This window comes from Geothrix paludis (assembly GCF_022808815.1).
In the GTDB taxonomy this organism is placed as follows: domain Bacteria; phylum Acidobacteriota; class Holophagae; order Holophagales; family Holophagaceae; genus Geothrix; species Geothrix paludis.
Genome location: NZ_JAKZLC010000001.1, coordinates 578,602 through 597,130, shown reverse-complemented (window position 1 = coordinate 597,130; position 18,529 = coordinate 578,602). Strand labels below are relative to the sequence as shown.

Sequence of the window (18,529 nt, the reverse complement as noted above, 5' to 3'; positions counted from 1 at the left end):
CTGTGCGAGGCCTAGCGGCCCACGCCAACCCGGACCTTCCGAGCCCGACCTTCCGGTCGGGCTTTTTCTTTGATGTTCTCCGGTGGTTCCGCGCTTCGCGCACACCCCCGGGCCCCCACACCCCATCCCGGCAAAGCCGGTCTGTGGTTTTCCAAGGTCTTCCCCATGCACCTGATCCGCCACCCGCTTCCCGCGGACCTGCTCACGCCCCTCGCTGCCTACCTGACCCTGCGCCCGGCGGGCGCCAGCCTGCTGCTGGAATCCTGCGACCAGGGCGAGCGGGTGGGCCGCCACAGCTTCGTGCTGCTGGAGGGTTCCGCCGAGTGCCGCCTGGATCCGCCAGCCCCGGGCTGGATCGAGTCTCTGCGGGCCCTGGTGGGGCCGCCGCCCGCGGGCACCGTCCATGATCCCGCCGCGGAGCTGCCAGCTTTCAAGGTACCCCTCCCCATCGGCGTGGGCTGCGCGGGCTACCTCGGCTTCGAGGCCGTGGGGGCTATGGAGCCCACACTGCCCCAACCCGCCCGGGACAGCCTCGGCCTTCCCGGCCTCTGGGTGCGCCGCTTCGACACGGCCCTCGTCTTCGACCACCTGCACCAGGTGGCGGAACTCCAGACCCTGGACGCGGACCCGGAGGCCGGATTCCACCGCCTCCGCGGCCTCCGGGAGCAGCTCCTGGCGGGCGCCCGCGATCCGGGTTCCGCCGCGTCGGCTCCACGGGCGGCCGCCCAGGTGACCCGTGAGACCTACGAAAGCATGGTCCGCGCCGCCCAGGAGCGGATCCTGGATGGTGACGTCTACCAGCTCGTGCCCAGCCAGCGGTTCCGCATCGAGGACCCGCCACCGCCCCTGGAGGCCTACCGTCGCCTGCGCCGCCTGAATCCGAGCCCTTATGGCTTCCTGTTGGAGTGGGGGGGATTCTCCCTGGTCGGCGCCTCGCCGGAGATGCTGGTGCGGGTGCAGGACGGCGAGGCCGAGACCCTCCCCATTGCCGGCACCGTGCCCCGCGGCGAGAGCGCCGAGGAGGATGCGGAGCGGTTCGAGGCCCTGAAGCGTGACCCCAAGGAGCTGGCCGAGCACCAGATGCTGGTGGACCTGGCCCGCAACGATCTGGGCCGCGTGGCCGTTCCCGGCGGCGTCCGGGTGGAGAAGCCCCTCGCCCTCCAGCGCACGAGCCACGTGCTGCACCTCACCACCACCGTGAAGGCCAAGCTTCGGGAGGGCGTGGACGCCCTGGACGTGCTGGCCGCCGCCTTTCCGGCAGGCACCGTGAGCGGCGCCCCCAAGCTGCGCGCCTGTCAGCGCATCGCCGAGCTGGAAGGGGAGATGCGCGGGCCCTACGGCGGCGTACTGCTGCGCCTGGGGACGGATGGCGCCCTGGACACGGCCCTCATCCTCCGCACGGCGGTCTATGCGGGAGGCGTCGCCCACATCCAGGCCGGGGCCGGCGTGGTGCGGGCCTCCAAGCCCGAGTCCGAATACTTCGAAACCCTGCACAAGCTGGGCGCCATCGCCCAGGCCCTTGGCGTCCAGCTGCCCGGAGCCTCCCGATGATCCTCTTGATCGATGTCCCGACTCTGCGCGAGCAGGGCGCAGCCCAAGCGCGCAGGAGCGGCGCGGAGGAGCGCCGCGATAGGAGGGAGAGGGCATCGGCTCCCGAGCGGAGGCTGGCATGATCCTCCTCATTGATGCCCTGGATTCCTTCACCTACAACCTGGTGCAGGCCTTCGAGACCCTGGGCGCTCCAGTGAAGGTCGTCCGCCACGACGCCATCACCCTCGACGAGGCCAGGGCCCTCCGGCCCGAAGCCGTGGTGCTGTCACCGGGCCCCGGCCACCCCACGGAGAGCCCCGCCCACATGGCCCTGGCGGGTTCGGATTGGGACATTCCCATGCTCGGCGTCTGCCTGGGCCACCAGGCCCTGGCGGCGGCCAGCGGCGGCCGGGTGGTTCGCGCGGTCGAACCTCTGCATGGCGAGGCGACGGCGCTGGAGCACGAAGGCGACGGTCTCTTCCGGGGGCTGCCCCAAGGCCTCCCCGTGGGCCGGTACCACAGCCTGATCGCGGATCCCGCCACGCTGCCCGGCTGCTGGCGCGTCACAGGCCGCAGCCCCGGCGGGGAAATCATGGCCATGACCCACCGGCATTTGCCCCGCTGGGGTGTGCAGTTCCACCCCGAAAGCATCCTCACGCCGGACGGGCCGGCCATGCTCGACAACTTCCTCCGCCTTGCCCAGGACCTCCGCCGATGACCCTGCTCACCACCCACAACCCCATCCGCCCGCTGCCCGAAGCCACGGCCTCGGAGCTCATGCACATCTTCATCGACCAGGACACGGACGCGCTGCTGGTGGGCGCCTGCCTGGCCCTGCTGGCCCAGCGGGTGCCCGAAGCTCACGAGCTGGCGGCCTTCGCCGAGGCCCTCGCCGAGGTGGCGGTGCCCTTCCCGCAGGTGCCCGACGGCGCCATCGATGTGGTGGGCACGGGCGGCGATGGCGCCTCCACCGCCAACCTCAGCACCCTCACGGCGCTGTTCCTCCCGGCCCTCGGCGTGCCCGTGGTGAAGCACGGAAACCGCGCCGCCACTGGTGTCTGCGGCAGCGCCGACCTGATGGAGGCCCTGGGCTACGACCTGGCCCGCGCCAGCGCCGACCTTTCCCAGGACCTGCAGGCCCACCGCTTCGCCTTCCTCTTCGCCCCGGCCTACCACCCGCTCATGGGCCGCCTGCGGGAGATCCGCCGTCGCCTGGGCATCCCCACGATCTTCAATCTGCTGGGCCCGCTCATCAATCCGGCGAACCCGCCATTGCAGCTGCTGGGTGTGGCCCGGGAGGACCTTCTGGCGCCCATGGCCGGCGCCCTGGCCCGGCGGCCGACGCTGCGGCGGGCCTTCGTGATCCACGGCAAGGACGCGGAAGGGAAGGGCCTCGACGAAGCCTCCATCGAAGGCCCCACGACGATCCTGGCGGTCGCCGACGGCCGGGTTCAGGCGCCCCAGGTGCTGGTGCCACGGGAGCTGGGCATCGTCCAGCCGGCCCGGCACGCCCTGCGCGTGGCGGACCGGGCCGAAGCCCTGACCGTGGCCCGGGGGATCTTCGCTGGAGCTCGGCACCCAGACTTCCGGCCCGCCGTGGCGGATGCCGTGGCCCTTCAGGCGGCCCTGGGGCTGGCCCTGCACCGCGACGGTTCCCTTGAGGGCGTGGATGCCAGCTTCCGCGAGATGCGGAGCACCCTCGACGGCGGCTTCGTCCCGCCCTTTCCCGGGGCGGGGGTGAACCCATGAGCGCCCTGCCGGATCCCGCTTCCCTGGTGCACGGCACCGGCCTGCCGAAGAGTTCGCACCTCCAGCGGGTGCTGGTGTCGGAACTGGCGCGCCTGTCCTCGGCCGGGTCCGCGGCGGCAGCCCTCCGTGCTCCCCTGGACGGTCCCGGCCCCTTCGAATCCGCCCTGCGCTGGGATGCGGCGACCCGGGGCGGCGCCGTCATCGCCGAATACAAGCAGGCCTCGCCTTCGCTCGGCCCCTTCGCCGCCGGCACGCCCCTCCAGGCCCAGCTCCAGGCCTACCGGGAAGGCGGCGCGTCGGCCTTTTCCATCCTGGCGGAGCCGACCTACTTCCGCGGGGCGGCCGCCCACCTGACCGCCGCGGCGGCCTTCGGCATGCCGCGGCTCTACAAAGGCTTCGTCATCTCCGAAGCCCAGCTCGCGGAGGCCGAAGCCTGCGGCGCGGAGGCGGTGCTGCTCATCGTCCGGGTGCTGAAGGGCCACACGGCCGCCTTCCTGCAAGCGGCCCGCCAGCGCGGGCTGGAGGCCCTCGTGGAGCTGCACGACCTCACGGAGGTGCCCTTCGCCCAGGAGGCCGGGGCCCGCATGGTGGGCATCAACGCCCGGGATCTCTCAACCTTCACCTTGGGTGAGCCCACCGCCGCGCCCCTGCGCAAGGCCTTCCCGGAGGCGGTGCTGGTGCGCGAATCGGGTCTCGCCACACCCGAGGACGCTCAGGTCTCCCTGCGGGCGGGCTTCGACGCCGTGCTCATCGGCGAGGCGCTCATGCGCAGCCCGGATCCCAAGGGCTTCCTGGAACGCGTCTTCGCGGACCTGCGCCAGGAGACCCCATGAGCCTCCTGGCCAAGGTCTGCGGCCTCGTCCGGGCCGAGGACGCGGCTTTTGCCGCGGGGCAGGGCGCGGACCTGCTGGGCTTCGTGTGCCATCCGCCCAGCCCACGCCACTGCACGGACCTGTCCGTGGCCGGGCCATACCTGGACCGGGCGGTGCTCGTGATGGTCGAGGATCATGCGGAGGCCATGCTCGAGGTGGCCCGCCGCCACGGTTTCCGGCGGGTCCAGCCCTACCTGCCGACGTCCGTGCGGGAGCGGGGCGTCGCAGTGCTGCGCGAGGCCGGCCTCGTCGTCCTGCTGCCCTGGGCCGATGAGCCAGGTCAGGCGCTGATACCCGCGGATCTCTATCTGTGGGAACCCGGCGCCATGCAGACGGGTGTGGTGGGAGGCTCGGGGCAGGGCCATGCCATGACCTTCCCGCCACCGGGGCCCTACCTGTTGGCGGGGGGGCTGGATGGCCTCAACCTGGCTGGCCGGGCCGCTGCACTCCCGCCCATGTCCCTAGCTGGTCTGAGGGGTTTCGACGCCGCGAGCCGGCTGGAAGCCGCACCCGGGCGGAAGGATCCAGTGAAAGTGGCCGCCTTCGTGACGGCCGTGAGACAGGAATCACGGGCAGGAAAGGGAACCCATGACTGATGCGTTCGCGCTTCCCACGCGCTTCGGCGCCGAGTCCCTCGGGGGTTGCTACGCCCCGGAGACGCTCATGCAGCCTCTGCTGGACCTGGAGGCCGCCTTCCGTTCGGCCCTCGCCGATCCGGCGTTCCAGGCGGAGCTGAAGGCCGAGCTGCGCCACTTCGTGGGCCGCCCCACACCCCTGACGGCCGCCCCGCGCCTGGCGGCAGAGTTGGGGTTCAAGGCCCTCTACCTCAAGCGGGAGGACCTCACCCACACCGGCGCCCACAAGATCAACAATGCCTTGGCCCAGGCCCTGCTGGCCCGCCGCATGGGCAAGACGGAGATCATCGCGGAGACCGGCGCGGGCCAGCACGGCGTGGCCACGGCCGCGGCCTGCGCGAGGCTGGGCCTGGCCTGCACGGTGTACATGGGCGTCACGGACATGGCCCGGCAGGCGCCCAATGTGGCCCGCATGCGCCTCTTCGGCACCAAGGTCGTGCCCGTGGAGGCGGGGCAGGGCACCCTCAAGGAGGCCGTGAACGAGGCCCTGCGGGCCTGGGCGGGCCGCTGCGACCACGCCCACTACATCCTGGGCTCCGCCCTGGGGCCGCATCCCTTCCCCACGCTGGTGCGAACATTCCAGACGGTCATTGGCGAAGAGGCCCGCGCCCAGGTGCTGGAGCAGGCCGGGGCGCTTCCCGAAGCCGTGATCGCCTGCGCCGGCGGCGGCAGCAACGGCCTGGGCCTGCTGGTGCCCTTCCTGGGCGACCCCCTGCGGCGCCTCGCCGTAGAGGCGGGCGGCCACGGCCGCGCCCTGGGCGAGCACGCCGCCCGCCTTGATGGCGGCCGCGCAGGAGTGCTGCACGGCTGCAAGACCCTGCTGCTCCAGGATGAACACGGCCACACGGCCGAGACCGCCAGCATCAGCGCGGGCCTGGACTATCCGGCCCTGGGTCCCGAGCTGGCCGCCCTCGCGCTGGACGGGAAGTTGGAGGTGCGCCGCGCGTCCGACGATGAGGCTCTCGCCGGGGCCCGCCTGCTCTGCGAGCGCGAGGGCATCCTGCCTGCCCTGGAGAGCAGCCACGCCCTGGCCGCGTTGCCCGCCCTCGCCGCTGAAGGTGCCGCCACGGTGCTGCTGGGCCTCAGCGGCCGCGGCGACAAGGACCTGTCCACCTACCAGTCGCGCATGGAGATCTGACATGAACCCTCTCCTCCCGTTCCTGATGGCCGGTGATCCCAGCCTCGAAGCTCTGCCAGTCCAGCTCTCCGAGGCCAGATCCCTCGGCATCGAAGCCCTGGAACTGGGCCTGCCCCATTCGGATCCCATCGCCGACGGCCCCGTGCTCCAGGCGGCGGCGCATCGTGCCATCGGACGCGGGGCCACGCCGGTTCGCGTGCTGCAGACCTTGGCCGGCCTCAAGGACAGCCCCGATCTCATCCTGTTCACCTACCTGAACCCGCTGCTCCAGATCGGCGCGGAACGCCTGAAGACGCTCCTCGCCCCCACACCGGTGAAAGCCCTGCTGGTGGTGGATCTGCCCTTCGGGGAAGAGCCGGCCTTCGAAGCGGACCTGCGCGCCGCGGGCTATCCCATGGTGCCGCTGCTGGCGCCCACCACCACGCTGGATCGGGCCCGGCAGGTGCTGGCGGAGCGCCCGGATCCCGGACCGGCCGCGCCCTTCGCGCAGCGCTTCGCCTACGTGGTGGCCCGCCTGGGCGTCACCGGCACGGCGCAAAGCACGGACCTGGCCCCCGTGCGCGAGCGCGTGACCCAGCTGCGGGACATCTCGAGCCGGCCCCTGGCCGTGGGGTTCGGGCTCTCGGATGCCGCCAGCCTGGCGGCGGTGCGCGCGATGGGAGCCACCCCGGTTGTCGGGTCCGCCCTGGTGAGGGAGCTGGCCGAGGGGAAGAGCATGGCCGCGTGTCTCTCTCCGCTCATGGATGGTGACCTATAGGTCGCGATCCTTCCTTAGGGTAGGCTCTCGGGAGTGATTGCAGGTCTGCATCGATTTGGTATTGTGGTCCATCTTCCACCTTCGGAATCGGCTGCCAACAGCCACCACCCCCACCCGGGATTAGGAGCCATGCGCCCATGACCCACCGTTCACGCCTCACCCTCACGGCCTTGACCCTCATCGCCGCCGGCGCCTTCGCTCCCCAGGCCCAGGCCTCCGGCTTCCAGCTCCGCGAGCAGAGCCCGAGCTCCCAGGGCAATGCCTATGCGGGCGTCAGCGCGGGGGGCAACGACATCAGCGCCCTGTTCTTCAATCCCGCGGTGATGACCCAGTACGATGGCTGGCAGTTCTCCCTCGGCGGCACCTACGTGGGCCTGGATGTGAAGCTCGATGGCATGACCGCCACCCGCACCCCCGCGCTCACCGGGCTCGGCTTCAACGTGTACCCCAACACCACGACCAGCCTGATGCCGGTCTCCGGCCCCTCCAGCCACGGGAACTCCGGGCAGTCCGCCATCCTCCCCGAGTTCAACATCATGTACAGCGCGAGCAAGGACCTGAAGCTGGGTCTCTCCGTGAACGTGCCCTTCGGCCTCACCACCGAGTACGACGCCAACTGGATCGGCCGGTACCACGGCCTGAAGTCCGATCTGAAGGTCATCGACATCACGCCCAGCCTGGCCTACCGGGTGAACGACCAGTTCTCCTTCGGCGTGGCCTTCATCGCCCGCTATGCCGATGCCGAGCTGACCAACGGCGTGGACTACGGCACCGCGCTGGCCCTGAAGGTGGGCTCCGGGCTGGCCGCCGCCGGCATGTCCCCCGTGGCGCCGAGCCCCACCCAGAACAGCCCTGTGGCCACCGTCGCCATGGGGGCCCCCAACGCCACCTTCGGCACGCCCGGCTACGCCATCCCCGGGGCCTGGGACGGCAAGGCCGGCCTGAAGGGCAATGGCTGGGACTATGGCTGGAAGGCGGGCTTCACCTGGCAGCCCACCAAGGACTTCCGCCTGGGCGCCGCCTACTCCGCGGCCGTGACCATGACCTTGAAGGGCGATGCCACCTTCGAATACCCCGCGAGCATGCCCTCCACGGACCTGGCCGCCCTCCAGGGCGCCGGCCTCCGCAACGGCAAGGGCCAGGCCGACCTCGCTCTCCCCGCCACGGCCTCCCTGGGCTTTGACTGGCAGGTGGATCCCGCCTTCTCCTTCCAGGGTGAAGTGGCCCGGAGCACCTGGTCCCGGTTCAAGGAACTCCGCGTGAAGTTCGATACGGGCCTCGCGGATTCCGTCACGGACGAGAGCTGGCGCGACACCTGGTTCTACTCCCTGGGCGGCACCTGGAAGATGGACTCGACCTGGACCTTCCGGGCCGGCGTGGGCTTCGACCAGGGCGCCGTGGACGACAACCACCGCACGCCCCGCATCCCCGACAACGACCGCAAGTGGCTCTCCGTGGGCTTGAGCTATGCCTTCTCCAAGAAGATGTCCATGGATGTGGGCTACACCCACCTGTTCATCAGCGACGCCAAGATCAATCTGACCTCTGCGGGCGACAACCTCACCCGGGGCAGCCTCAACGCCACCATGAAGGCCAGCATCGAGATCCTGGGCGCGCAGCTGCGATACAGCTTCTAGCCTGCCCGTTCCGTGGAGGAGGGCCCGGTCCGCCGGGCCCTCTTTCTGTCTAAGTATCTGTCATGGCCGGCAGTTCTCCGGATCCGATGGCCGCCTTGAACCGCGTGTGGTCCCGGGTCGCCTGGTCGGCGTAGGCCCGGGCGAATCCGGCCAGGGCCTCGTCCAGCTTCCCGGCATTGCCCAGGTAACCCGCCAGCATGGCGGCATCTCCCGTGCGCGCATGGGCCTTGGCGAGGATGCCTCCGCAGAGGGCCGAATAATCGGCCAGGGCGGTCCCCTTCAGGGCAGAGACATCCACGGCGGCCTTGTGATCGGACCATTGCCGCACCAGAAAATCCTGATCCCCGAAGTGCGTCCAGCCCAGGAACGGATCCACCCAAGTCTGGGCGCGATGCTGGCCCAGTGCGGCCCGCCGTCCCTGGTGAGGGGCCGGCTCCGCTGCGGGAAGGTAGGGAGCCCACACGGAGGGTTCCTCGGACTTCAGCTGGAGGAAGAGGGGATCTGCCAGGTCGCGGCCCAGGCAGAGCAGCAGCAGGCACGTCGTTCCGATGCTGCCCGTGCCGCTGGCCTTGAAGGCCGCATCCACGGGCACATAGCCTTCCAGCACCTGCCGGCGCCCGGGCACAACGGACTCGCGATAGCCCGGGAGGCCCGATCGCAGATCCTCCTGCTCTTCCGGAGCCAGGGCACGGACCAGGGGAGGATGGACCTGGAACCGCCGGCCGCCCTGGCCATCCTCCTCGGTGGCCTTGACCAGAAGCTTGTCCGGGGTGTCGCGCGTGGCCTTGGCCAGCACACCCTCCAGCGCAGCGCCGCCGTCCCGGGGCGTCACCTCGAAGCGGACCAGGTCCAAGCCCTTCATCTCGGCGAACCGCGCCAGGTTCTCGCGGTAGGCCCGCACCAGCTCCTGGACCGCCGCGCGGCAGTCCCTCTCCGACTGGCCCGCCTCCCGGCCGCCCAGCACCACGCTGGCGCAAAGCCGCTTCAGGTCCCATTCCCAGGGACCCGGCATGGATTCGTCGAAGTCGTTGAGGTCGAAGACCAGGTGGCCATCCGGCGCCGCATAGGCGCCCAGATTCAGCAGGTGGGCGTCCCCGCACATCTGGACCGTCAGGCCGGTGACCGCCCCGGCGGCGATGTCCCCGGCCATGAGGGCCGCGGAGCCCCGGAAGAAGGCGAAGGGACTGGCCGCCATCCGCCCCCACTTGAGGGGCAGCAGGTCCGGCAGGCGCCGGGCATTGGCTTCCTTCAGGCGGGCCACCAGGTCGGGGCGGTCCCCGGGGGGCGTCCAGTCTCCCTGGCTGGTGCGGGGGAGGCGATCCCGCAGGGCCTTGCCCGCGGCACGACGTTCGGCCAGGGAGAGACGGGGCGGCAGCAGGGGCATGGGTGGCACCTCAGCGTAGACCGACTGTGCCACAGATGCAGGTGGTGTCTAGACGCGCTCCACGGCCATGGCGATGGCGTTCCCGCCGCCGAGGCAGAGGGCGGCCACGCCGCGCTGCTTGCCGTGGCGTTCCAAGGCGTGGAGGAGGGTTGCCATGACCCGGGCGCCGCTGGCGCCGATGGGGTGGCCCAGCGCCACGGCGCCGCCGTGGACGTTGATGCGGTCGGCCGACAGCTTCAGCTCGTTCATGGTGGCCACCAGCTGCACGGCGAAGGCCTCATTGATCTCCCAGAGGTCCACGTCCGCCACACTCCAGCCCACCTGGGCCAGGAGCTTGCGGATGGCCTCCACGGGCGCCATGAGCACCCACTCGGGGTCCAGACCGGCCGTGGCGGCACCAAGGATGCGCGCCTGGATGGGCAGGCCGTGGGCCTTGGCGTAGCTTTCGGTCGTCACCAGAGCGGCCGCCGCGCCGTCGTTCACGCTGGGGGCATTGCCGGCGGTGACCGTGCCGTCCTTCTTGAAGGCGGGGCGCAGCTTGGACAGGGTCTCGGGCGTGGTGTCCGCGCGCGGACCCTCGTCCTCGGCCACGATCATGTCGCCTTTCTTGCCCGGCACGGCGATGGGCACAATCTCGGCCTTGAAGGCGCCGGACTGGATCGCCGCCACGGCTTTGCGGTGGCTTTCGGCGGCCCAGGCATCCTGCGCCTCCCGGCCCACGCCGTACTTGGACGCCACCAGCTCGCCCGTGTGGCCCATGTGCTGGTCCGTCATGGCGCACCACAGGCCGTCCAGGATCATGGCGTCCTTGGCTTCCGTGTGGCCCATGCGGGCTCCGACTCGGAGCTTGGGCATGAGATAGGGCGCGTTGGACATGGACTCCATGCCACCGGCGAGCACCACGTCGTGGTCGCCGAGGCGCACCGCATTGGCGGCGAGTTGGATGGCCTTGAGGCCACTGCCGCAGACCTTGTTGATGGTGAGGGCCGAGATGCTGGAGGGCAGGCCGCCGCGCAGGGCCGCCTGACGGGCCGGAGCCTGGCCCACGCCGGCGCTCACCACATTCCCGAAAATCGCCTCGGTGGGCTCCGCGCCCGGCGCGGCCGCCAGGACCGCTTTCACCACCTGGGCGGCCAGATCCGGGGCCGCAAGGGGGGCCAGTGCACCCTGGAACTTTCCGATGGGGCTGCGAAGGGCTTTGAGAATGACCGCGTGGGACATGCGAACTCCGGGGGGGTGTCAGCTGTCAGCTATCAGCTGTCGGCTATCGGCTGAGGGCTAATTTGTGGTCTTGGGGCGCCGGATGGGCGGAATGGCGGGCTCGTCGAGGGAGCTGAGATCCAGCCCCTCGAGCTTCAGGGTGGGCGGGGGGGCGAGGTAGATGTCCGGCGCCTCGTCCTGGATGTGCCGGCGGGTCCGCTCCATGAGCGTCTCCACCTCCCGGACGAACCGGGTGCGCTCCATCTTCAGGTTGCGGATCTGAACCTCGAGCTCCACCACATGCTGCTGGGCCTCCCGGATGACCTCATCGGCCTTGAACTGGGCTTCCCGCAGGATGAGTTCCTTCTCGCGGTTGGCGCCGTCCAGCACGTCCTCGCGGGTGCGCTGGGCCTGGAGCAGGGTCTCCCGGAAGATGCGGTCCTGCTCCTGGTACTGGCGCAGGCGCTCCCGGTTGTCGATGATCTCTTCCTTGAGCTTCTGGTTCTCAGCCAGCAGCTCCTCCCATTCCGCGGCCACCTCGTGGAGGAAGGCCCGGACTTCGGATTCCTCAATGCCGCGGAAGGCCTTCTCGAATTCCCGACGCTGGATGTCGAGGGGCGTGTACTTCATGGTTCACCTCATGAGACCAAGGCCCGCAGGAAGACCCGCTGGATGAGTCCCAGCAGGATCACGGCGATCAGGATGTCGAAGCTGAACCCTCCGATGGATGGGACAAGGGCCCGGATGGGGTGCAGGATCGGGTCGGTGAGGGTGTGGAGCAGTCGGATCCACCGGTTCCGGGGATCGATGGGGAACCAGGACAGGATGGCCACCGCCAGAAGGAGGTAGATCATCACGTCAAGGGCGTAATAGGCGATGGAGAACAGAAGAGGCATGGGCAGGATTCCCGGGACCCGTTCATCATAGCGGGTAGTGAGGGTCCCACATGCGCATCGGCATCTCCTGCTACAGCACCTTCGGCGGCTCCGGCGTCGTGGCCACGGAAGTGGGCAAGGCCCTTGCCGCCCGGGGGCACGAGGTGCACATCCTCAGCCCCAGCGTTCCGCCGCGCCTCCTGGGTTTCGAAGACCGCATCAGCTTCCATGAGGTCCGGGCCACCACCTACCCCCTCTTCGAGGACGCCCCCTATTCCATCGCCCTGGGCTCCAAGATGGCGGACGTGGCCGAGCACCATGGCCTGCAGATCATCCACGCCCACTACGCCATTCCGCACGCCATGGCGGCCCTCCTCGCGCGGATGGCCATCCCGGGCCTGAAGGTCGTGACCACCCTCCACGGCACGGACATCACGGTGGTCGGCAGCGATCCCAGCTACCTGCCCATGGTCCGCATGGCCATCCGGGAAAGCGACGGCGTGACGGCCGTCTCCGAATACCTCCGGGACGAGACCTACCGCACCTTCGGTGTGGAGCGGGAGATCGACGTCATCGGGAACTTCGTCGAGCCCCCGGGCCAGGAACGCCCGGATTGCCGGGCCTGGCTGGCGCCGAAGGCCACCTCGGTGCTGACCCACATCTCCAATTTCCGCGCCGTGAAGCGCGTGATGGACGTGCTCAAGGTTTTCGAGCGCGTCCGTCGGGAGATCCCGGCCCGCCTGGTGATGGTGGGGGACGGGCCCGACCGCGTGGAAGCCGAGGCCTACTGCCGGGATCGCGGCTTTGCCGCCGAGGTGCGGTTCACGGGCAAGCAGCTCGACATCGGCACCGTCCTGGCCTGCTCGGATCTATTCCTGCTGCCCAGCGCCACGGAGAGCTTCGGCCTGGCCGCCCTGGAGGCCATGGGGCATCGCGTGCCGGTGATCGCCAGCCGCGTGGGGGGGCTGCCCGAAGTGGTGCGCCACGGCGTGGACGGCTTCCTGGAACCGGTCGGGGACGTGGAGGCCATGGCCGCCGACGCGCTGAAGCTTCTGCGCGATGAGAACCTCCGCCGAAAGATGGGGGACGCCGCCCGCGAGCGCGCGCTTGGCACTTTCGCGGAGGGGCCCATCGTGGACCGGTACGAGGCCCTCTACCGGCGGGTGCTGGGCCAGGTCTGAGCCTGAATCCTGGAATCAGGTCCGGAGTGGAGGATGCCGTTCAGTCGGATGGCAATGGGAGTGGACATGGCGTGGTTGCGGATCCTGCTGGTGGTGGCCCTGGGGGCGCTCCACCTGTCCGCGGACGGCTGGCGCCTCCCCTTCGCGGTGCTCGGCCCCGACCAGGGCCTGCCCTCCGGCGCCATCACCTGCCTGACCCAGGATTCGGACGGGTTCCTCTGGGTCGGGACGGAGAGCGCTCTCCTCCGCTACGAGGGGGGGCACTGCCGCCGGTGGGGACGGGAGGACGGCCTGCCCTCCGGCTTCATCCACCGGGTGCTCCCCGCCTCGGGCGGCGGGGTCTGGGTGGCCACGCTCCGGGGCCTCGTGAGGATCAGGGGAGGCCGCATCGAGACCATCACCCTCAACGGGGCCGCCCAGCCCCCGGTCGCGGACGCCTTGGCTCTGGGACAGGGCGGCCGCCTTTGGGTCCTGACCCGGCAGGGGCTCTTCGTCGAACAGGAAGGCCTCCGGTTCCACCAGCGGACCGGGCGCCCGGAGGGACGGGTCTTCACCCTCGGCGGCGGGCCCAGCGGCGCCGTGTACCTGGGGACAGAGGCCGGCCTCAAGGCCTTCCTGCCCGATGGGTCGGAGCGCGAGTGGGGGCCGGATCACGGCCTCCCCGCCACAGGCGTCGCCATGGTGGTGGAGGACGGGGCGGGCCGCATCTGGGCAGGGTCGGGCCGGTCCCTGGCCATGAAGGCGCCCGAGGGCCTCTGGTTCACCGACGAGTCCCGGCGCCTGGGGGCGAGCCTCTCTCCCAACAGCATTCCTTTTCTCGATCCAGACGGATCGGTATGGCTGCCGACCCAGGGCGGCGCCCTCCACGTGTCGGGGACGGAGACCACGCAGCTGGATGCCACAGGAGGACTGCCGTTCCGGTGGGTCCGCACCGTCTTCCGCGATCGGGAGGGCACGCTGTGGATTCTCGGAACGGCGCTGGCCCGGCTGCAGGGCGGGGGACGGGTCTGGAACCACAGCCTGGGAACGGGGATCTCCGGCGAGGTGGTCTGGTCCATCGCGCGGGACGTCCGGGGTGTCCTGCTGGCGGCCACGGACAACGGGGCCTTGCGGGTTGGGACCGCGGGCCTGGCCCGGATCCCCGGCACGGAGGGCCACCGCATCAAGAGCCTGGCCATGGACCGCGCAGGCACCCTCTGGATGGTCAGCACCATCGGCCCCACCCTCTGGCTCCATCCCGGCAGCCGCCAGGCGGAGACCGCGCCTCTGGGCGATTTCGGATTCGCCGTGAACACCGTGATGACCGACTCCCAGGGAAGGACCTGGCTGGGGCATGCCCGGCAGGGCGTGCTCCGCTGGGATCCTGCGGCGCGACGGCTCGTCCAGGAAGTCGCCCCGCGTGGAACCACCCCGCTCGGGGTCTTCCGCATCCGCGAGGACGGCCAGGGCCGCCTTTGGGCCGCCTCCACGGCGGGCCTCTACCTCCGCGATCCCTCCGGAACCTGGAAGCTCTTCACCGAGGCCGACGGGTTGAAGCCCTTCGGGCTCTATGGCCTGGCCTTCCTTCCGGACGGCAGCGCCTGGGTGCACTACCAGGAGCCCCAGGGCCTCACGCGGATCCGCATCGACCAGGGGCGCTTGACGGTGCTGGAGCAGCGGGTCAAGGGGCAGGGGCTCCACTCCAACCTCCTCTACGCCGTGGAGGTGGATGCGCAGGGCCGGACCTGGGCCACCTCCGACCAGGGACTGGACCGGGTGGATCCGCCCCTGCACATCGGCCGGCAGGAGGGCATGGTCAGCGAGGATTGCGCCATCCAGGCCCTCCTGGCCGAAGGCGGGCGCATCTGGGTGGGGACCGCCGCCGGCCTGGTGCGCTACGACGTCGGGCCGGATCAGCCGGTGGTGCCGCCCACGGCGCACATCGTCCAGATCACCCATGGAGCCCGGCAGGCCGAGCCGCCCTTCGCCGGGCTCACCCCATTCCCCCGGAGCGAGGCCACGGTGGCTTTCCGCGTGGCGGCGCCCACCTATCTCGATGAATCCCAGGTCCGGTTCCAGGTGCGCCTCCAGGGGCTGGAGGACGCCTGGCGGGAGGTGGATGGCACCCGCGTTCGGTACCCCGCTCTGCCGGGTGGCCAGTATCGCTTCGAAGTCCGGGCCGCCCAGGGGGATGGGGCCTTCGGGCCCGTCGTGGGCGTCGACTTCCGTGTCCGGCCGCCCTGGTGGCGCACTTGGTGGGCCATGGGGCTGGGAGGATTGGCTTTCCTGGGGCTCGGCGTCCTCATCCTCCGCCTGCGCGTGGCCTCCCTGGCCCGGGGCAAGGCCGAGCTGGAGGCCCTGGTGGCCAAGCGGACCATCGAGCTCCAGGCCCGGAACGCCGACTTGTCCACGGCGCTGGGCCAGGTGAAGCAGCTCTCGGGACTGCTTCCCATCTGTGCGAGCTGCAAGAAGATCCGCGATGACACGGGCTACTGGAACCAGCTGGAACATTACATCAGCGCCCACTCCGACGCCGATTTCACGCACGGCATCTGCCCCGATTGCGCCGATGCCCTGTACCCGGAGCGCCGCCAGGCAAAACGGCATGCGGGGGACAGGCCCTCAGCGGGATAAGCGGGTCTCACGGCTCGAGCGCATCGAACAGGCCCGGCGTGGCCGGACGGTCCGGTTCCGGAATGAGGGGCTGGCCAGGCTTGACCAGCGCGCCGGCGCGGATGCCCAGCAGCCTCAGCCGGCGGTCCAGGGTCACGCGCCGGAGATTGCCCCGGGCGGCTTCCAGCAGGGCGGCCGCATCGGCCACGGGATGCGGCAAGGCGTGATCGCGGGTGACGGTCGTGAAGTCCTCGAAGCGCAGCTTGATGCCCACGTTCTGGGCCAGGTAGCCCTTGCGGCCCAGATCCCCCGCGAGCCGCTCGCAGAGGTCGCACAGGATGCGGGAGAGCGCTTCGCGGTCCAGCCTGGGATGGAGGTCCCGCTCGAAGGTGGTCTCCCGGCTGATGGACTTGGGCTCCCGCAGGATCACCAGGGGGCGGTCATCCCGGCCGTTCGCGGCCTCGTGGAGCCAGGTCCCGTAGCTCCGCCCGAAGTGCTCCACCAACCATGCGGGTTCGGCCTTCGCGAGGTCCCCGATGGTGCGGATGCCGAGGCCCTCCAGCTTCGCGGTGGCCTTGGGGCCGATGCCGTTGACAGCTGCGCAGGGCAGGGGCCAGATGCGCGTGGGGATGTCGTCGTACCCGAGGAGGGTGATGCCATCAGGCTTCTGGAATTCGGAGGCCAGCTTGGACAGCAGCTTGTTCGGCGTGATCCCGATGGAGCAGGTGAGGCTGGTGGCCTGCCGGACGGCCGCCTTGAGGCGCTGGGCCAGCTCGAGCGGGTCGCCGGGAACTTCCGTGAGGTCGATGTAGATCTCATCGATCCCGCGGTCCTCGATGAGGGGCGCCACCTCCGCCACGGCGGCCTTGAAGGCCCGCGAGGCCCGGGCATAGGCCTCGAAGTGCGCGGGCAGGAGGATCGCCTCCGGCGCCAGCGCGGCCGCCTTCATGAGCCCCATGCCGCTTCGCACTCCGAAGGCCCGGGCTTCGTAGGTGGCGGTGGTGACCACGCCCCGGCCCGCGTACTCCTTCAGCCTGGGGAAACGACCCTCCGCGTCGGCCACGGATCGCCTGCCACCCACCACCACGGGAAGGCCTCTCAGCTCAGGATGCTCCAGCAGCTCCACCGAGGCGAAGAAGGCGTCCATGTCCAGGTGGGCGATGCGTCTGGCGACGGGAAGCCGGGTCTCAGCCATGCGATCCAGTGTGGCGGGATCGGCTCTGTTGACCAAGACGACCCGTCAGCGTCTGGGCGCGGCCCCGCTCCGCCATTCCCAGAGCACGTTCGCGATGGCCCAGCCTTCATGATGGGCCGCCAGGTGGATGAAGGCGGTCCACGGGCCCAGCTCCATCCGGGCACTCCCGCTGCGGCCCTGGATGTCCAGGATCTTCACGTCGCCTTCAGAAAAATGGCCCCTGACCGCCCTTCCGAGCAGTGATTGGATACCGATGAGCCGCTGGAGAGCCTCCCGGCTGGAGGCAGGCTCCATCCCCAGGATGTGCTTGGCCAGCGAGGGATGAAGGCAGGCGAACATCGCCTCCGTGTTCCCCTCGAGCCAAGCCGTGGCCCACTGCTGGACCACGGAAGCGATGCCATCCGTCCGCGGGGCGGGCCGGACCGAAACCGCGGCGGGCAGGGAGGTCGATTCCTCGGGGGCCTCGGTCATGCCCAAGGTCCCGACGAGCAGCAGTGAGGATTTCAACGCGCCCCGTGGCATGGTGCCCTCCGGTTGACGGAACAGACCCGCATCACAACGATGAGGTTGAGTCCCATTTGGTTCCCGAAAGCGATCCGGGGTCAGCCGTTCACATGGGCCATGGTGGCTTCCGGGTAGCGCGGCCCGGCGGCCGCTCCCTTGGGCGCCACCGCCTCGATCTGGGCCAGTTCCGCGGTCGAGAGGGTGATCTCCAGGGCCGCCAGGTTCTCATCCAGGTGGCTGCGCCGGGTGGTGCCCGGGATGGGCACGATGTCCCTCCCCTGGGCCAGCACCCAGGCCAGGGCCAGCTGCGAGGCCTTCACACCCTTCTGGTGCGCGAGCCCCTCGATCTTCGCCACCAGATCCAGGTTCTTCTGGAAGTTCTCACCCTGGAATCGTGGTGCGTTGCGGCGGTAGTCGCCTTCCGGAAGATCCTCCAGCGTGCGGAAGCGGGCCGTGAGGAAGCCCCGGCCCAGCGGGCTGTAGGCCACGAAGGAGATGCCCAGGTCGCGGACCGTGGGAAGGATCTCGTCCTCGGGATCCCGGCTCCAGAGCGAGTATTCCGTCTGGAGGGCCGTGATGGGATGGACAGCGTGGGCGCGGCGGATGGTGGCTGGGGCGGCCTCAGACAGGCCGAGGAACCGCACCTTGCCGGCCTTCACAAGGTCGGCCATGGCCCCGACGGTCTCCTCGATGGGCACGGTGCGGTCCACCCGGTGCTGGTAGTAGAGGTCGATGTGGTCCACGCCCAGGCGCTTGAGGGAGGCGTCGCAGCAGGCGCGGACGTAGTCGGGCCGGCCGCTCACGCCCCGGAAGCTGCCGTCCTCGCCCCGCACGTTGCCGAACTTGGTGGCCAGCACCACCTGCTGCCGCCGATCCTTGATGGCCCGGCTCACCAACTCCTCGTTCTTGAAGGGGCCGTACATGTCGGCGGTGTCGAGAAAGTTGAGGCCGCAGTCCAGAGCGTGGTGGATGGTGGCCACGGATTCCGTCTCCGTGGCGCCCTTGTAGAACTCGCTCATGCCCATGCAGCCGAGGCCGAGGGAGGAGACGGTCAGGTTGGAGTGGCCGAGGGTTCGGGTCTTCATGGGGGCCTCCGGGATGAGTGCGCGAAGCCTTCGTGGCCATTATCCGCCTGTGGGAAAGAGTGGAGGCGACCCATCGGGCAGGCTCGAACTGGCGCGTGGCTGGCCACGCCCATGTACGCTGCGCAGGCCCCACTGGGGCCTTGCTCGCCATGGGCTACCTGGCCACCACTGCTTCTCGGCAGCCCGAGTCTGCTT

Annotated in this window: 17 protein-coding genes; 10 read left to right on the top strand and 7 right to left on the bottom strand. The window is 70.2% G+C overall.

All coding sequences use genetic code 11. The annotated features are described in order from the left end of the window. The first annotated feature begins 165 nt into the window (after positions 1 to 165). The 8 genes from MLE64_RS02760 (at position 166) to MLE64_RS02725 (ending at position 8,318) form a co-directional block, all read left to right on the top strand. Positions 166 to 1,551 carry an anthranilate synthase component I family protein gene (locus MLE64_RS02760; protein WP_243315596.1) on the top strand — a complete coding sequence of 462 codons (1,386 nt, stop codon included), beginning with the start codon at positions 166 to 168 and terminating at the stop codon, positions 1,549 to 1,551. 118 nt (positions 1,552 to 1,669) lie between these two features. Further along, complete coding sequence (locus MLE64_RS02755) at positions 1,670 to 2,248, top strand: anthranilate synthase component II (RefSeq protein WP_243315594.1); 579 nt, start codon at positions 1,670 to 1,672, stop codon at positions 2,246 to 2,248. Then, a complete protein-coding gene (trpD, locus tag MLE64_RS02750; RefSeq protein WP_243315592.1) occupies positions 2,245 to 3,279 on the top strand; it encodes an anthranilate phosphoribosyltransferase in 1,035 nt (344 codons plus the stop codon). Before MLE64_RS02755 ends, trpD begins: the two co-directional genes overlap by 4 nt. Beyond that, positions 3,276 to 4,112 (top strand): indole-3-glycerol-phosphate synthase, encoded by an 837-nt coding sequence (locus MLE64_RS02745; protein WP_243315590.1) that lies wholly within the window; start codon positions 3,276 to 3,278, stop codon positions 4,110 to 4,112. The genes trpD and MLE64_RS02745 overlap by 4 nt, the downstream gene beginning before the upstream one ends. Then, positions 4,109 to 4,747, top strand: a complete 639-nt coding sequence (locus MLE64_RS02740) for a phosphoribosylanthranilate isomerase (RefSeq protein WP_243315588.1) — start codon at positions 4,109 to 4,111, stop codon at positions 4,745 to 4,747. Before MLE64_RS02745 ends, MLE64_RS02740 begins: the two co-directional genes overlap by 4 nt. After that, positions 4,740 to 5,924 carry a tryptophan synthase subunit beta gene (gene trpB / locus MLE64_RS02735; RefSeq protein WP_243315585.1) on the top strand — a complete coding sequence of 395 codons (1,185 nt, stop codon included), beginning with the start codon at positions 4,740 to 4,742 and terminating at the stop codon, positions 5,922 to 5,924. The genes MLE64_RS02740 and trpB overlap by 8 nt, the downstream gene beginning before the upstream one ends. Before the next feature lies 1 nt (position 5,925). Then, positions 5,926 to 6,681, top strand: coding sequence for a tryptophan synthase subunit alpha (trpA, locus tag MLE64_RS02730; protein WP_243315583.1), 756 nt, complete (start codon positions 5,926 to 5,928; stop codon positions 6,679 to 6,681). 137 nt (positions 6,682 to 6,818) lie between these two features. Next, complete coding sequence (locus MLE64_RS02725; RefSeq protein ID WP_243315581.1) at positions 6,819 to 8,318, top strand: OmpP1/FadL family transporter; 1,500 nt, start codon at positions 6,819 to 6,821, stop codon at positions 8,316 to 8,318. 49 nt (positions 8,319 to 8,367) lie between these two features. On the opposite strand, the gene MLE64_RS02720 is transcribed toward MLE64_RS02725, so the two are convergent. Genes MLE64_RS02720 through MLE64_RS02705 form a run of 4 tightly spaced genes read right to left on the bottom strand, consistent with a single transcriptional unit; the run spans position 8,368 to position 11,798 of the window. After that, complete coding sequence (locus MLE64_RS02720; protein ID WP_243315579.1) at positions 8,368 to 9,702, bottom strand: DUF2252 domain-containing protein; 1,335 nt, start codon at positions 9,700 to 9,702, stop codon at positions 8,368 to 8,370. A gap of 48 nt (positions 9,703 to 9,750) precedes the next feature. Continuing rightward, complete coding sequence (locus tag MLE64_RS02715) at positions 9,751 to 10,923, bottom strand: thiolase family protein (RefSeq protein ID WP_243315577.1); 1,173 nt, start codon at positions 10,921 to 10,923, stop codon at positions 9,751 to 9,753. Positions 10,924 to 10,980: 57 nt separating this feature from the next. Continuing rightward, positions 10,981 to 11,532 carry a DivIVA domain-containing protein gene (locus tag MLE64_RS02710; protein WP_243315575.1) on the bottom strand — a complete coding sequence of 184 codons (552 nt, stop codon included), beginning with the start codon at positions 11,530 to 11,532 and terminating at the stop codon, positions 10,981 to 10,983. Positions 11,533 to 11,540: 8 nt separating this feature from the next. Then, entirely contained in the window at positions 11,541 to 11,798 is a 258-nt protein-coding gene (locus MLE64_RS02705; RefSeq protein ID WP_243286192.1) for a YggT family protein, read from the bottom strand. 50 nt (positions 11,799 to 11,848) lie between these two features. On the opposite strand from MLE64_RS02705, the gene bshA reads away from it, so the two are divergent. Both bshA and MLE64_RS02695 read left to right on the top strand, forming a co-directional pair. Next, the gene (bshA, locus tag MLE64_RS02700; protein ID WP_243315573.1) at positions 11,849 to 12,958 is read left to right on the top strand and encodes an N-acetyl-alpha-D-glucosaminyl L-malate synthase BshA; all 1,110 of its coding nucleotides are present in this window, start codon (positions 11,849 to 11,851) and stop codon (positions 12,956 to 12,958) included. A gap of 66 nt (positions 12,959 to 13,024) precedes the next feature. Beyond that, complete coding sequence (locus MLE64_RS02695; RefSeq protein WP_243315572.1) at positions 13,025 to 15,571, top strand: ligand-binding sensor domain-containing protein; 2,547 nt, start codon at positions 13,025 to 13,027, stop codon at positions 15,569 to 15,571. 7 nt (positions 15,572 to 15,578) lie between these two features. Here MLE64_RS02695 and dinB read toward each other — a convergent pair whose 3' ends face one another. The 3 genes from dinB to MLE64_RS02680 form a co-directional block, all read right to left on the bottom strand. Continuing rightward, positions 15,579 to 16,745 carry a DNA polymerase IV gene (dinB, locus tag MLE64_RS02690; RefSeq protein ID WP_243315569.1) on the bottom strand — a complete coding sequence of 389 codons (1,167 nt, stop codon included), beginning with the start codon at positions 16,743 to 16,745 and terminating at the stop codon, positions 15,579 to 15,581. 45 nt (positions 16,746 to 16,790) lie between these two features. Continuing rightward, a complete protein-coding gene (locus MLE64_RS02685; protein ID WP_243315559.1) occupies positions 16,791 to 17,267 on the bottom strand; it encodes a nuclear transport factor 2 family protein in 477 nt (158 codons plus the stop codon). An 80-nt stretch (positions 17,268 to 17,347) separates the two neighbouring features. After that, positions 17,348 to 18,334, bottom strand: a complete 987-nt coding sequence (locus tag MLE64_RS02680) for an aldo/keto reductase (protein WP_243315557.1) — start codon at positions 18,332 to 18,334, stop codon at positions 17,348 to 17,350. Between the last annotated feature and the right edge of the window lie 195 nt (positions 18,335 to 18,529).